At 65.3% G+C, this 14,829-nt stretch carries 13 protein-coding genes and 1 pseudogene; 6 read left to right on the forward strand and 8 right to left on the reverse strand.

Translation table 11 applies throughout. The features are described 5' to 3' along the window. Nucleotides 1–135: 135 nt before the first annotated feature. The 4 genes from ACZ899_RS16940 to tkt form a co-directional block, all read right to left on the reverse strand. On the reverse strand, nucleotides 136–354 hold the full coding sequence (locus ACZ899_RS16940) for a hypothetical protein (protein ID WP_110735172.1): 219 nt from the start codon (nucleotides 352–354) through the stop codon (nucleotides 136–138). A 32-nt stretch (nucleotides 355–386) separates the two neighbouring features. Then, nucleotides 387–1,550, reverse strand: coding sequence for a phosphoglycerate kinase (locus ACZ899_RS16945; RefSeq protein ID WP_234562765.1), 1,164 nt, complete (start codon nucleotides 1,548–1,550; stop codon nucleotides 387–389). A gap of 12 nt (nucleotides 1,551–1,562) precedes the next feature. Next, nucleotides 1,563–2,624, reverse strand: coding sequence for an erythrose-4-phosphate dehydrogenase (gene epd, locus ACZ899_RS16950; protein ID WP_110734779.1), 1,062 nt, complete (start codon nucleotides 2,622–2,624; stop codon nucleotides 1,563–1,565). 154 nt (nucleotides 2,625–2,778) lie between these two features. Next, on the reverse strand, nucleotides 2,779–4,776 hold the full coding sequence (tkt, locus tag ACZ899_RS16955; RefSeq protein WP_234562766.1) for a transketolase: 1,998 nt from the start codon (nucleotides 4,774–4,776) through the stop codon (nucleotides 2,779–2,781). Between the two features lie 326 nt (nucleotides 4,777–5,102). Between tkt and ACZ899_RS16960 the strand changes: the two genes are divergently transcribed. The 4 genes from ACZ899_RS16960 (at nucleotide 5,103) to ACZ899_RS16975 (ending at nucleotide 9,576) form a co-directional block, all read left to right on the forward strand. Next, entirely contained in the window at nucleotides 5,103–6,095 is a 993-nt protein-coding gene (locus ACZ899_RS16960; protein WP_203648263.1) for an ArsR/SmtB family transcription factor, read from the forward strand. Nucleotides 6,096–6,114: 19 nt separating this feature from the next. Beyond that, complete coding sequence (gene metK / locus ACZ899_RS16965) at nucleotides 6,115–7,305, forward strand: methionine adenosyltransferase (protein WP_186715851.1); 1,191 nt, start codon at nucleotides 6,115–6,117, stop codon at nucleotides 7,303–7,305. Nucleotides 7,306–7,450: 145 nt separating this feature from the next. Then, nucleotides 7,451–9,121 carry an NAD-dependent DNA ligase LigB gene (ligB, locus tag ACZ899_RS16970; RefSeq protein ID WP_234562767.1) on the forward strand — a complete coding sequence of 557 codons (1,671 nt, stop codon included), beginning with the start codon at nucleotides 7,451–7,453 and terminating at the stop codon, nucleotides 9,119–9,121. Nucleotides 9,122–9,180: 59 nt separating this feature from the next. Then, entirely contained in the window at nucleotides 9,181–9,576 is a 396-nt protein-coding gene (locus tag ACZ899_RS16975; RefSeq protein ID WP_203648267.1) for a DUF1090 domain-containing protein, read from the forward strand. A 140-nt stretch (nucleotides 9,577–9,716) separates the two neighbouring features. Here the strand turns inward: ACZ899_RS16975 and ACZ899_RS16980 are convergent, their stop codons facing one another. Further along, on the reverse strand, nucleotides 9,717–10,163 hold the full coding sequence (locus ACZ899_RS16980; protein WP_234562768.1) for a c-type cytochrome: 447 nt from the start codon (nucleotides 10,161–10,163) through the stop codon (nucleotides 9,717–9,719). 119 nt (nucleotides 10,164–10,282) lie between these two features. On the opposite strand from ACZ899_RS16980, the gene mltA reads away from it, so the two are divergent. Next, on the forward strand, nucleotides 10,283–11,434 hold the full coding sequence (gene mltA / locus ACZ899_RS16985; protein ID WP_234562769.1) for a murein transglycosylase A: 1,152 nt from the start codon (nucleotides 10,283–10,285) through the stop codon (nucleotides 11,432–11,434). 69 nt (nucleotides 11,435–11,503) lie between these two features. Here mltA and ACZ899_RS16990 read toward each other — a convergent pair. Then, nucleotides 11,504–11,891, reverse strand: a pseudogene (locus ACZ899_RS16990) (MAPEG family protein). 31 nt (nucleotides 11,892–11,922) lie between these two features. Next, on the reverse strand, nucleotides 11,923–12,756 hold the full coding sequence (locus ACZ899_RS16995) for an EamA family transporter (protein WP_186733338.1): 834 nt from the start codon (nucleotides 12,754–12,756) through the stop codon (nucleotides 11,923–11,925). A 196-nt stretch (nucleotides 12,757–12,952) separates the two neighbouring features. Here ACZ899_RS16995 and ACZ899_RS17000 point away from each other — a divergent pair, with 196 nt between their 5' ends. Further along, on the forward strand, nucleotides 12,953–14,188 hold the full coding sequence (locus ACZ899_RS17000; RefSeq protein WP_234561915.1) for a cation:proton antiporter: 1,236 nt from the start codon (nucleotides 12,953–12,955) through the stop codon (nucleotides 14,186–14,188). A gap of 115 nt (nucleotides 14,189–14,303) precedes the next feature. Here ACZ899_RS17000 and ACZ899_RS17005 read toward each other — a convergent pair whose 3' ends face one another. Further along, nucleotides 14,304–14,705, reverse strand: a complete 402-nt coding sequence (locus tag ACZ899_RS17005) for an acyl-CoA thioesterase (RefSeq protein ID WP_186715898.1) — start codon at nucleotides 14,703–14,705, stop codon at nucleotides 14,304–14,306. Nucleotides 14,706–14,829 lie beyond the last annotated feature (124 nt).

Below are 14,829 nucleotides of genomic sequence, written 5' to 3' on the forward strand. Positions count from 1 at the left end.
GCGCGGCCCTTCGCGGGTAAACCCGCTCCCACAAGGTCAGTGCATTCCCTGTGGGAGCGGGTTTACCCGCGAAGGGCTGCGCAACAGCCCCTCTTCCAAGACCACAAAACCCAGGCGTGGTTGCCAACCACCCGATTAAGGGCAGCCCGGGGCCTTGCGCTGGTGTTCGTCGTCGTACTTTTCCAGGCCGTCCGGCCCCAGGCGCTTGTTGATCACCGGTGCCGTCTCCGCCTGCCACTGGGACTGGTAGCAGCCACCCTTGGGCGGCTGCGCCGGATCGGCCTCGCTGCCCTTGTTGCCGGCGCAGGCGCCCAGCAACAAGGCCACGATCATCACAGGCAATTGCTTGACCATCAGGTCGCTCCCTTTGCCAGGCGCCTTCACGCTCAGGCCTTGGCCCGCTCTTCCAGGATTGCCACGGCAGGCAGGACCTTGCCTTCGACGAACTCGAGGAACGCGCCGCCACCGGTAGAAATGTAGGAGATATCGGCACCCACGCCATACTTGTCGATGGCCGCCAGGGTGTCACCGCCACCGGCGATGGAGAATGCGGCGCTGTCGGCGATGGCCTTGGCCAGGACCTTGGTGCCGTTGCCGAACTGGTCGAACTCGAACACACCGACCGGACCGTTCCACAGGATAGTCTTCGAGGTCTTCAGCAACTCGGCGAACTGCTCGGCGGTCTTTGGACCGATGTCCAGGATCATGTCGTCGGCGGCCACGTCGGCGATCGCCTTGACGGTGGCTTCGGCGCTTTCGGCGAACTCCTTGGCGACCACCACGTCCACCGGCAGCGGTACGCTGACCTTGGCGGCGATGGCCTTGGCGGTCTCGACCAGGTCAGGCTCGTACAGCGACTTGCCGACCGGGTGACCGGCGGCGGCGAGGAAGGTGTTGGCGATGCCGCCACCGACGATCAGCTGGTCGCAGACGGTGCTCAGGCTGTTCAGCACGTCCAGCTTGGTGGAGACCTTGGAGCCGGCAACGATGGCCGCCATCGGTTTGGCTGGAGCCTTCAGGGCCTTGCCCAGGGCATCCAGTTCGGCGGCCAGCAGCGGGCCTGCGGCAGCGACCTTGGCGAACTTGGCAACACCGTGGGTGGAGCCCTCGGCGCGGTGGGCGGTGCCGAAGGCGTCCATCACGAACACATCGCACAGGGCGGCGTATTTCTGCGCCAGCTCGTCGGCGTTCTTCTTCTCGCCCTTGTTGAAGCGCACGTTTTCGAACAGCACCAGGTCACCGGCCTGAACCTGAACGCCGTCGAGGTAATCGGCGACCAGCGGCACGTCGCGGCCCAGGGCCTTGCTCAGGTAGTCGGCAACCGGCTTGAGGCTGTTCTCGGCAGAGAACTCGCCTTCGGTCGGGCGGCCCAGGTGCGAGCAGACCATCACCGCCGCGCCCTTCTCCAGGGCCAGCTTGATGGTCGGCAGCGCTGCCAGGATACGCGCGTCGCTGGCCACCACACCGTCCTTCACAGGGACGTTGAGGTCTTCGCGGATCAGTACGCGCTTACCTTGCAGGTCGAGGTCGGTCATCTTCAACACGGTCATGAATGCAGTCCTTCAGGGCTGTTTGCTGCGGGTTGGGTGTACGACGTGCAGATAGTGTTCGGCAACGTCGAGCATACGGTTGGCAAACCCCCATTCGTTGTCGAACCAGGCCAGCAGGTTCACCAGGCGGGGGCCTGAGACACGGGTCTGGCTGGCATCGACGATGGCCGAATGCGGGTCATGGTTGAAATCACAACTGGCGTGGGGCAGCTCGGTGTAGGCCAGCAAGCCTTTCAGCGGGCCGTCCAGGGCGGCCTCACGCAACACCCGGTTGACTTCCTCGGTGGTGGTATCGCGGGAAGTCTGCAGGGTGATGTCCAGGCACGAGACGTTTACGGTCGGCACGCGTACCGCTTTGGCCTGGATTCGCCCGGCAAGTTCCGGCAGCAGGCGTTCGATACCCCGGGCCAGGCCCGTGGACACCGGTATCACCGACTGGAACGCCGAACGGGTGCGGCGCAGGTCTTCGTGGTGGTAGGCGTCGATCACCGGCTGGTCGTTCATCGCCGAGTGGATGGTGGTGATCTGCACATACTCGATGCCAAAAGCCTGGTCCAGCACGCGCAACAGCGGCACGCCGCAGTTGGTGGTGCAGGAGGCGTTGGACACCAGCAGTTCGCTGCCGGTCAGGCAATCCTGGTTGACGCCGTAGACCACCGTGGCGTCGATGTCCGCCTCGCTGGCCATGGGCTGGGAAAACAGCACCCGCGGCGCGCCGGCGTCGAGGAAGCGCTGGCCGTCGGCACGGGTGTGGTAGGCACCGGAGCATTCCAGCACCAGGTCGATGTCCAGGGCGGCCCAGTCGATGCCTTCCGGGGTGGCGCTGCGCAGCACTTTCACGCAGTCGCCATTGATATGCAGACAGTCGCCGTCGACCTTCACCTCGCCGGGGAAACGCCCGTGGGTGGAGTCGAAGCGCGTCAGGTATTCCAGGCTGGCCTGGTCGGCCAGGTCGTTCAGCGCGACGATCTCGAAACCGGCCTTCGCCCCCCGCTCGAACAGTGCGCGCAGGACACAGCGGCCGATGCGGCCGTAACCGTTGAGTGCAACTTTGTAGGGACGCGGGTGGGGCATTCGATGGCTCGCTAACGCATGATGGCTTTTGGGGCCGCTTTGCGGCCCATCGCGACGCAAGGCCGCTCCTACAGGGTACGGTGTACGCCATACCTTGTAGGAGCGGCCTTGTGTCGCGAAACGAGGGCAACGCCCTCGCCTCGCACAGTCTGAATCAGTCTTCCAGCAGCTCTTCGGCGGTACCCAGGATGTTGTCCAGGGTGAAGCCGAACTCCTCGAACAGCGCGCTGGCCGGGGCCGACTCGCCGTAGGTGGTCATGCCGATCACGCGGCCTTCGAGGCCGACGTACTTGTACCAGAAGTCGGCGTGAGCGGCTTCGATGGCGATACGCGCACCGACTTGCAGCGGCAGTACCGACTGCTTGTAGGCTGCGTCCTGGGCGTCGAACACGCTGGTGCTCGGCATCGACACGACGCGGACCTTGCGGCCGTCCGCGGTCAGCTTGTCGAAGGCCTGGACGGCCAGGCCCACTTCGGAGCCGGTGGCGATCAGGATCAACTCAGGCTCGCCGGCGCAGTCCTTGAGCACGTAACCGCCACGGGCGATATCGGCGATCTGCTGGGCGTCGCGGGTCTGGTGCTGCAGGTTCTGGCGCGAGAAGATCAGCGCCGACGGGCCGTCCTTGCGCTCCAGGGCGGCTTTCCAGGACACGGCGGATTCCACCGCGTCGGCCGGACGCCAGGTGTCCAGGTTCGGCGTGCTGCGCAGGCTGGTCAGCTGCTCGATTGGCTGGTGGGTCGGACCGTCTTCGCCCAGGCCGATGGAGTCGTGGGTGTAGACGTGGATCACGCGCTGCTTCATCAGCGCCGACATGCGCACGGCGTTGCGGGCGTATTCCATGAACATCAGGAAGGTGGCGCCGTAAGGCACCAGGCCGCCGTGCAGGGCGACGCCGTTCATGATGGCGGTCATGCCGAACTCGCGCACGCCGTAGAACACGTAGTTGCCGCTGGCATCGTTGGCTTCGACGCCCTTGCAGCCTTTCCACAGGGTCAGGTTGGAGCCGGCGAGGTCGGCGGAGCCGCCAAGGAACTCGGGCAGCAGCGGACCGAAAGCGTTCAGGGTGTTCTGGCTGGCCTTGCGGCTGGCGATGGTCTCGCCCTTTGCAGCAACTTCGTTGATGTAGGCCTGGGCCTTCTCGGAGAAGTCGGCCGGCAGGTCGCCGGCGGCGCGGCGCTTGAACTCGGCAGCCAGCTCAGGATAGGCCTTGGCGTAGGCGTCGAAGCGCTGGTTCCACTCGGCTTCGACCTTGGCGCCAGCTTCCTTGGCATCCCACTCGGCCTTGATGTCGGCCGGGATTTCGAACGGGCCGTGGTTCCAGTTCAGTTCCTTGCGGGCCAGGGCGATTTCGTCGTTGCCCAGCGGTGCGCCGTGGCAGTCTTCCTTGCCCTGCTTGTTCGGCGAGCCGAAGCCGATGATGGTCTTGCAGCAGATCAGGGTCGGACGGTCGCTCTTGCGCGCGGTCTCGATGGCGGTCTTGATCTCGTCGGCGTCGTGGCCGTTGACGTTGCGGATCACCAGCCAGTTGTAGGCTTCGAAGCGCGCCGGGGTGTTGTCGGTAAACCAGCCGTGGACTTCGCCGTCGATGGAGATGCCGTTGTCGTCGTAGAAGGCGACCAGCTTGTTCAGGCCCAGGGTGCCGGCCAGCGAGGCGACTTCATGGGAGATGCCTTCCATCATGCAGCCGTCGCCGAGGAACACGTAGGTGTTGTGGTCGACGATGTTGTGGCCTTCACGGTTGAACTGGGCACCCAGCACTTTTTCCGCCAGGGCGAAGCCCACGGCGTTGGCCAGGCCCTGGCCCAGCGGGCCGGTGGTGGTCTCGACGCCCGGGGTGTAACCGAACTCCGGGTGGCCCGGGGTGCGGCTGTGCAGCTGGCGGAAGGCCTTGAGGTCGTCGATGGTGACGTCGTAGCCGGTCAGGTGCAGCAGCGAGTAGATCAGCATCGAGCCGTGGCCGTTGGACAGCACGAAGCGGTCGCGGTCGGCAAAGCTTGGGTTGCTCGGGTTGTGCTTCAGGTAATCGCGCCAAAGCACTTCGGCGATATCCGCCATACCCATGGGGGCACCTGGGTGGCCGCTGTTGGCCTTTTGCACGGCATCCATGCTGAGGGCACGAATGGCGTTGGCACGTTCACGACGGCTGGGCATCGCTGAGTCTCCTGGGGCTTGAAATAGGTGGTGAAGCGAAAAAAGGCGGCCATTTTCGCCCACAGGGGGGGCCGGGGGCAATGACGTATGGTCGCAGTCGGGTTTTTTTCCTGTGTTTGGCAGGGAAAAGAGTAAAAAAGCGGGGTCGTGGGAGCGGGCTTGCCCCGCGATTGCCTCAGATTGGACGCAGGAAGTACCAGGGCGAGCGCTATCGCGGGGCAAGCCCGCTCCCACGATTAGCCCCACGAGGCCATCGGTCAGGCAATATCAAAACTTTTTGATATTGCTATTGCGACGACAGCATCCCCTGTCTAGACTCCCGCCCCATGAACCTCAATGCGCCCATCACCCCACAACGCAGCGACGAGCTGGCCGCCCTGTGCAAGGCCGGCGGCGACCCCCTGCGCCTGAACGTGCTGCGCGCATTGGCCAATGATTCGTTCGGCGTGCTGGAGCTGGCGCAGATCTTCGACATCGGTCAGTCGGGCATGAGCCATCACCTGAAGGTGCTGGCCCAGGCCGAGCTGGTGGCGACCCGCCGCGAAGGCAACGCGATCTTCTACCGCCGCGCCCTGCCCGACAGCCAGCGCCTGGGCGGCCGTCTGCATTCGGCGCTGCTCGAGGAGGTCGACGACCTCGCCCTGCCTCAAGCAGTGCAGGCTCGCATCGCCCAGGTCCAGCAGCGTCGCGCCGCCACCAGCCAGGATTTTTTCCTGCGCGTGGAAGAGAAGTTCCGCGCCCAGCAGGACCTGATCGCCGGCCTGCCGCAGTACCGCGAAAGCCTGCTGGCACTGCTCGACAAGCTGAGCTTCGACGCGGGCGCCAGCGCCCTGGAGGTCGGCCCCGGCGACGGCGGTTTCCTGCCCGACCTGGCCAGGCGCTTCGAGCAGGTCACGGCCATGGACAACAGCCCGACCATGCTCGAGCTGGCCCGCCAGGTCTGCGAGCGCAACGAATTGAGTAACGTAAACCTGCAGTTGGCCGATGCACTGGGTGCAACGGATGTGGAAGCCGACTGCGTTGTGCTGAACATGGTCCTGCACCATTTCAGCGACCCGGCCCAGGCCCTGCGCCTGCTGGCCAGACGGGTGAAGGCGGGCGGCAGCCTGCTGGTCACCGAGCTGTGCAGCCATGACCAGGGGTGGGCCCGCGAAGCCTGCGGCGACCTGTGGCTTGGCTTCGAGCAGGACGACCTGGCCCGTTGGGCCAACGCGGCAGGGCTGGCCCCCGGGGACAGCCTCTACGTGGGCTTGCGTAACGGTTTCCAGATCCAGGTCCGGCACTTCCAGCGGACCACTGGCGACATACAACATCGGTAAATTTCAGGAACCCATCGAGATGAGCGAATACTCCCTTTTCACTTCCGAGTCCGTGTCCGAAGGGCATCCGGACAAGATCGCCGACCAGATCTCCGACGCGGTGCTGGACGCCATCATCGCCCAGGACAAGTACGCCCGCGTGGCCTGCGAGACCCTGGTCAAGACTGGTGTCGCCATCATCGCCGGTGAAGTCACCACCTCGGCCTGGGTCGACCTGGAAGAGCTGGTGCGTAAAGTGATCATCGACATCGGCTACAACAGCTCCGACGTCGGCTTCGACGGTGCCACCTGCGCCGTGATGAACATCATCGGCAAGCAGTCGGTGGATATCGCCCAGGGTGTCGATCGCTCGCGCCCTGAAGACCAGGGTGCCGGCGATCAGGGCCTGATGTTCGGCTACGCCAGCAACGAGACCGACGTGCTGATGCCGGCGCCGATCTGCTTCTCGCACCGTCTGGTCGAGCGCCAGGCCGAAGCGCGCAAGTCCAAGCTGCTGCCATGGCTGCGCCCGGACGCCAAGTCGCAGGTCACCTGCCGCTACGAAAACGGCAAGGTAGTCGGTATCGATGCCGTGGTGCTGTCGACCCAGCACAACCCTGAGGTTTCGCAGAAAGACCTGCAGGAAGCGGTGATGGAGCTGATCGTCAAGCACACCCTGCCGGCCGAGCTGCTGCACAAGGACACTCAGTACCACATCAACCCGACCGGCAACTTCATCATCGGTGGCCCGGTGGGCGACTGCGGCCTGACCGGCCGCAAGATCATCGTCGACAGCTACGGCGGCATGGCCCGCCACGGCGGTGGCGCGTTCTCCGGCAAGGACCCGTCCAAGGTCGACCGTTCCGCCGCCTACGCCGGCCGCTACGTGGCCAAGAACATCGTTGCCGCGGGCCTCGCCGAGCGCTGCGAGATCCAGGTGTCCTACGCCATCGGCGTAGCCCAGCCGACCTCCATCTCGATCAACACCTTCGGTACCGGCAAGGTCTCCGACGACAAGATCGTGCAGCTGGTGCGCGAGTGCTTCGACCTGCGTCCGTATGCCATCACCACCATGCTCGACCTGCTGCACCCGATGTACCAGGAAACCGCCGCCTACGGTCACTTCGGCCGTACGCCGCAGCAGAAGACCGTCGGCGACGACACCTTCACCACCTTCACCTGGGAGCGCACCGACCGCGCCGCCGCCCTGCGCGACGCCGCTGGCCTGTAAGCCTCCTACAGCAGTACCGGAAAGCCCCTGCCGAGTGATCGGCAGGGGCTTTTTTGTGACATATGGGCTGACAAATGCCCACCGTCGCCCACGCCGTCACCCGCCTAGGCTGAGAACTCCTTCCCGCCTTGCAAGGATGCCGGCCATGCCATTACTGCTGATAGTCGTAGCGCTGCTGTTGCACCACCCCGTTGTCCTGGCGGGTGTGTGCCCGGCCTGGGACTCGGCGCAGGCCGAGGCCGAGGTCGCCCGGCTGCGCGCCACCCTCGCGCACTGGGACGACCAGTACCATCGCCAGGGTATCGCCCTGGTGGCCGACGAACTCTACGATCAAAGCCGCCAGCACCTGCTGGAGCTTCAAGCCTGCTTTGGTCTTTCCCACGACGACGCTCCGCTGGCGAGTGCCCGCGGCACTATCCCCCATCCGATCCCCCACACCGGTGTCGACAAGCTTGCCGACGAGCAGGCCGTAGCCCGCTGGCTGCTGGGCAAACGCGACATCTGGATGCAGCCGAAGGTCGACGGCGTCGCGGTATCACTGATCTACCGCCAGGGCCAACTGACAGGCCTGCTCAGCCGTGGCGACGGCACACTAGGGCACGACTGGAGCCGGCACATCCCGGCGCTGAGCGGTATCGTGCGACAACTTTCCCAACCTTTGGACAGTGTGTTCCAGGGTGAGCTGTACTGGCGCCTGGACCACCACGTGCAAGCAGAAGCAGGCAGCGCCAACGCCCGCGGCTCCGTCGCCGGGCTGCTGGCACGCAAGCGGATGACCGAGGAACAAGGCGCGGGCATCGGCCTGTTCGTCTGGGACTGGCCGCACGGCCCGGACAACCAGGCCGAACGCCTGGCGCAGCTGACAGCGCTTGGTTTTCCGGACAGTCAACGCCTGAGCGTGGCCATCGAGGATGTCGCCGAGGTCGCGCACTGGCGTCAGCACTGGTACCGCTCGCCCCTGCCCTTCGCCAGCGACGGCGTGATCCTGCGCCAGGACAGCCGCCCCGCAGCACAGCGCTGGCGCGCCCAGGCGCCCTACTGGATCGCTGCCTGGAAATACCCGTTCGCCCAGGCGCTGGCGCAGGTCAGGGAGGTGCAGTTCCGAATCGGCCGTACCGGGCGCATCACACCCTTGCTGCTGTTGCAGCCGCTGACCCTGGACGATCGCCGGATCAGCCAGCTCAGCCTTGGCTCGCTGGCGCGCTGGAGGCAGCTGGACGTCCGGCCCGGTGACCAGATCGCGGTCAGCCTGGCCGGCATGACCATCCCACGCCTGGAAAGCGTGGTGCATCGCGCCGCCCGGCGTCCCGAGGTTCAGGCTCCGGATCCGTCTGTTTATAACGCCTTCAGTTGCTGGCAGGTCGACGATGGCTGCCAGCAGCAGTTCCTTGCCCGCCTGGCCTGGCTGGGCGGCAAGCAGGGACTGGACCTGCCGGGCCTGGGGACCGAAACCTGGAAACGTCTTGTCGAAAGTGGCCATATCGTGCAGTTGACCGATTGGCTGAACCTCGATCAGAAACAGCTGCTCGAGGTACCCGGGATCGCCCAGGCACGGGCCAGGCAATTGCAGACTGCTTTCTCTCAGGCCCGCCAGCAGCCGTTCCAACGCTGGCTGCGAGGCCTCGGCGTACCCGCACCGACCAGCCTGCAACTGGGTCCCGACTGGCACACACTGGCATCCAGAAACATCGAGCAATGGCTTGCCGAACCTGGCGTCGGGCCTGGTCGAGCAGAGCAATTGCGGGCTTTTTTCGCCCACGAGCGGGTTCAGGAGCTGGCCCGAAACCTGCGAGCCCATGCAATCGAGGGTTTCTAATTTACGCAGATCAAGGCAGCATTTCGCTTTCTGCTGCCCAGCCTCGAATGGAGCCCCCGATGAAACTGCTTTCGTCCCTCGCCCTGTCTACCCTGCTCGGCTTCGCCGCCAGCCCGCTGCTGGCCGCCGCAGAGCAGCCGGGCCTGACCGGTTGCGCGGCCAAGCGCCAGGCCATCAGCGAACAGATCGAACAAGCCCGCGCCCATGGCAACAGCGACCAGCAGGCGGGGCTGGAAAAAGCCTTGAGCGAAGTCACCGAGCACTGCACCGATGCCGGCCTGCGCAAGGAGCGCGAGCAGAAGGTGCTCGACGCCCGTCACGAAGTGAACCAGCGCACCAAGGACCTGGACAAGGCCATGAAGAAGGGCGACGCGGAGAAGATCAACAAGCGCAAGGACAAGCTGGCCGAGGCGAAAAAGGAGCTGCAGGAGGCCGTTGACGAGCTCGAACGCTAGCCGACCGGTCTTATGTGTACGAACCGTGGGAGCGGGCTTGCCCCGCGATGACGTCAGCCCAGGCAATGTCACTGGCCGATCCGACGCCATCGCGGAGCAAGCCCGCTCCCACGAGCCCGCACCGACAACGGCCCACTCGCTCAGTGATTGCGAAACTCGTTATGACAGGCCTTGCACGCCGCCTCGACCTTGTCCATCGGCGCCTTCACCTGCGCCGCGTCCAGTGGCAGGGCACGGGTCACCGCGACCAACTCGCCGGTGACGCCCTCCAGTTGCCGGGCCAGGTCCTGGAACCGCGCCTGGCGCTCCCAGACCTCGGCCCGCGCGCTGCTGTCGCCCGCGTCACGCACCTGCGGGAAGTGCTGCCACGGCGCATGGGCCAGGCTGTCCAGCTTCGCCGCGCCATCGGCGAACTTCACACCGTCGAAGGGCAAGCGCCCGCGCAGCATGCCGCCCATGTCTTCGCTGGTCTTGAGCATCTGCTTGAAGATCGCCTTGCGCTGGCCCAGCGGCGAGTTGGGATCAACGCCGTCACAGGCACTCAGGGCAAGGGCGGCGAGCAGTACTACGGTCAATCGCTTGAACATCACGGTCTCTTCGGCCAGGAAAACGGGCGGCCAGTATCGCCGCCTCGCGGGCAAAGACCAATAGCCACACAGAAAACAGGGGCGAATCTTCATGCTTCGCCCCCTACAGGATCGACGACATGAACTCTGCATTGCGCCATCTCGCCTGGGCACTGCCCGCCCTGGCGCTCCTGGCCGGCTGCAACGGCGGCGAAAGCGCCAAGCCCGAACCCCACGCCATTGCCACCTACGTGCCAGCCACCTTCAAGGACCTGCCCCAGGTCAGCGACGACGACCTGCTGGCGGGTTTCTACGCCTGGCGCAGCGGTTGCGAAAAGCTCAGGCGCGACCCGGTGTGGGCCGCCACCTGCGAAGCAGCGGGCTCGGCCACGGCCAATGCCGCCCAGGTGCGCACCTTCCTCGAACAGAACCTCCAGGTCTATGGCCTGCGTTCGGCGCAGAACAGCGCCAATGGCCTGATCACCGGCTACTACGAGCCGGTCTATCCCGGCAGCCTGGCCCGCACCGACAGCGCGCAGGTCCCGGTGTATGGCGTGCCCGAGGACATGATCGTGGTCGACCTGGCCAGCGTTTACCCCGAGCTCAAGGGCAAGCGCCTGCGCGGGCGCCTCGACGGACGGGTGCTCAAGCCCTACGACACCGCCGAGGTGATCAGCCGCGACGGCGCCAAGGCGCCGGTACTGGCCTGGCTGACCGACCCGATGGACCTGCAGTTCCTGCAGATTCAAGGCTCGGGCCGGATCCAGCTGGAGAACGGCCGTCAGTTGCGCCTGGGCTATGCCGACCAGAACGGCCACCCATACCGCCCGATCGGCCGCTGGCTGGTGGAACAAGGGCAGTTGCCGAAGGAAGAGGTGACCATGGGCAGCATCCACGCCTGGGCCCAGGCCAACCCGCAACGTGTGCCCGAGCTGCTGGCCAGCAACCCGAGCTACGTGTTCTTCAGTACCCGCCCGGACAGCAACGAGGGGCCGCGCGGCTCGCTCAACGTGCCGCTGACCGCGGGCTACAGCGTGGCGATCGACCGCAAGGTGATCCCCCTGGGCAGCCTGCTCTGGCTGGCCACCACCCGCCCGGACGGCAGCCCGGTGGTGCGCCCGGTCGGCGCCCAGGACACCGGTGGCGCCATCACCGGCGAAGTGCGCGCGGACCTGTTCTGGGGCACCGGCCCCGAGGCCGGCGAGCTGGCGGGGAACATGAAGCAGCAGGGGCAGATCTGGATGCTGTGGCCCAAGGGGCAGCCTTTGCCCGAAGTGCCGAAAGTACCCTGACAGGCGCTATCGCGGGGCAAGCCCGCTCCCACGATGATTGCGTGGGAGCGGGCTTGCCCCGCGATGCATTCAAATCGATACGACGAAGAACGACACAATCAGCGCCATCCCGACGAACCACACCAGCGAACGCAGCACCGCCCAGTCCGCCAGGTAGCAGATGATGTAGAGCAGCCGGCTGGTGATGTACAGCACCCCCAGCACATCCTGGGTCACCTGCTCGGCATTGCCGACGATGTCGGGCCACCAGCACCGCCGCGGCAAACGCAGGGAACGCCTCGTAGCCGTTCAACTGCGCTGCATGGGCACGCCGGGGCAGCCCTTCGAGCTTGTCCAGGAACGCACGCGGGTCGTGATTGGCGCGCAGGCCAAAGTACCCGCTGCTGAGCTTGGCGATCAATGCGCACAGCGGCGGCAGGACCAGCGCGACGAGAATGCACCACAGGGCAACGGTCATCTACAGGACTCCTTGTTCACAGAGGATCGGTTCACAGTTTCATCACCAGCATGCCGGCCAGGACCAGCCCGCAAGCTAGGAGTCTCGGCCCGCCAAAAGGTTCTTTAAGGTAGCGCATGCCCAGCAGCACCACGAGGATCACGCTCAGCTCGCGCAGCGCCGCCGCCTCGGCCACCGACCCCAGGTGCATGGCCCACAGCACCAGGGCGTAACTCAGCAGCACGCACAACCCCACCGCCAGCCCGAGGCGCCACTGGGTGCGCCAGAACAGGGCAAACGGCCCCCGACGCGCCACCCCGGCCAGCAGCGGAAACGGCCAGGCGCTGAGCAGGGTCAGCCACACCAGGTAATCCCAGGGCTTGCCCCACAGGCGCACGGCCTGGCCGTCGAACCAGGTGTAGCAGCCGATGCACAGGCCGATCAGCGCCACCACCGGCAGCATCGACCAGGGCAGGCGATCACCGCCACCGCCCTGCCACAACAGGCAGGCCATGCCGCAGGGGATCAGCAGGATACCGATGATCTGCTGCTGGCTGAGCGACTCACCGGCAAAAGCCAGGGTCAGTCCGAGCACGACCAAGGGCGACAAACCACGCATCAACGGATAGACCAGCCCCAGGTCGCCGACACGATAGGCTTTGATCAGCAGGTAACGGTAGAGCTGCTCGGCCAGCGCCGATGCCAGCAGCCAGGGCCAGATGCCGGCCGGGGGAAACTCGACGAACGCCACCGCCAGAACGGCGAAGACCAGTGCCACCAGGTCCATGCTGGCGATCACCAGAAGGCGTTCGCCGCTGAACTTGATGAGGGTGTTCCAGGTCGCGTGGAGCAGGGCTGCGACCAGTACCAGGGAGGTTGCCAGCACGCGGGGCTCCTTGCGCAATGACCAGGCGGCTGCACGCACTATAACGCGTGCTCCCACAAAGTATCTGCAATCTGTTTTGAGGAACGAATTCGGTATTTCGGGTCATAAGGTGTGTCCCGAACCCCGCGCCAGGTCATCAAAGAACTGCCCGAGTCACTCGGGAAACGACTTGGAAGCCACTGTTACAGGATTCGGGATGCTTGAATTAGTTGCCGCGTTTATCTGCCTCACCACCCTCCTCACCTATGTGAACTACCGTTTTATCGGCCTGCCGCCGGCCATCGGCGTGATGGTCACCGCACTGCTGTTCTCCCTGATGCTGCAGGGCCTGAGCCTGATCGGCTTTCCTGGCCTGGAAGAGCGCGTCGAAGGCCTGATGAACCAGATCGACTTCAATGACCTGCTGATGCACTGGATGCTGTCGTTCCTGCTGTTCGCCGGCGCCCTGCACGTCAACCTCGCCGACCTGCGCAGCTACCGCTGGCCGATCGGACTCTTGGCCACGATCGGCGTGCTGATCGCCACCGTGGTGATCGGCTACCTGGCGCACTGGGTGTTCGCCCTGTTCGGCTGGAACGTGCCGCTGATCTACTGCCTGCTGTTCGGCGCGCTGATCTCGCCGACCGACCCGATCGCCGTGCTCGGCGCGTTGCGTACCGCCAACGCCTCCAAGCCGCTGAAGACCACCATCGTCGGCGAGTCGCTGTTCAACGACGGCACCGCGGTGGTGGTGTTCACCGTGCTGCTGGGCATCATCCAGCTGGGCGAGACGCCGAGCGTCACCGACACCGCCATCCTCTTCGCCCGCGAAGCCATCGGCGGGATCGCCTTCGGTGGCCTGATCGGCTATGCCACCTATCGCATGATCAAGAGCGTCGAGCAGTATCAGGTCGAGGTCATGCTGACCCTGGCGCTGGTGATCGGCGGCTCGGCCATGTGCTACGAGCTGCATGTGTCGGCGCCGATCGCCATGGTGGTGGCCGGCCTGATCATCGGCAACCTGGGGCGCAACCTGGCGATGAACGACATGACCCGCCGCTACATGGACGGTTTCTGGGAACTGATCGACGACATGCTCAACGCGCTGCTGTTCGCCCTGATCGGCCTGGAACTGTTGCTGCTGCCGTTCAACTGGCTGCACCTGGCGGCCGGTGGCGTGCTGGCGGTGGCGGTGCTGGCCTCGCGCCTGCTGACCGTGGCGCCGGCCATCGTCTTGCTGCGCCGCTGGCGGACCGTGCCACAGGGCACCATCCGCGTGCTGACCTGGGGAGGCCTGCGTGGTGGCGTGTCGGTGGCACTGGCGCTGTCGCTGCCACAGGGCGATGAGCGTGACCTGCTGCTGTCGATCACCTACATCGTGGTGCTGTCGTCGATCCTGGTGCAGGGTCTGACGGTCGGCAAGGTGGTACGCAAGGTCAGCACACAGCCTTGAAAAGGCCGGGACCGCTTTGCGGCCCTTCGCGGCACAAGGCCGCTCCTACAGGGGATTGCGTTCTTCTGTAGGAGCGGCCTTGTGCCGCGAAGGGCTGCAGAGCAGCCCCCGAGAATCACTCCACGGCGCTGTCCGGGAACTGGTCCTGGATGTACTTGATCTCGGTACGCCCGTGCGGCGCCGGCTGACCATCCTCGCCGAGGTTGACGAAGACCATCTTGTCTACGGTAAGGATCGCCCTGCGAGTGATCTTGTTGCGCACTTCGCACTTGAGGGTGATCGAGGTGCGGCCGAACTCGGTGGCGGTGATGCCCAGCTCGATGATGTCGCCCTGGCGCGAGGCGCTGACGAAGTTGATCTCGGAAATGTACTTGGTCACCACACGCTGGTTGCCCAGTTGGACGATGGCGTAGATTGCCGCCTCCTCGTCGATCCAGCGCAGCAGGCTGCCACCGAACAGGGTGCCGTTGGGGTTGAGGTCTTCGGGTTTTACCCATTTGCGGGTGTGAAAGTTCATCTGTACTCCTGGCCTGCGGCCTCATGAACATCGAGCGGCGAACGGCGGATCAGCCGTCCGACCACGTCCTACATGGTAGCCCCATTGATTTGCGTCAACCATGTCCACGCCCTACGACCATTGG

Source organism: Pseudomonas sp. TE31087 (assembly GCF_057284075.1).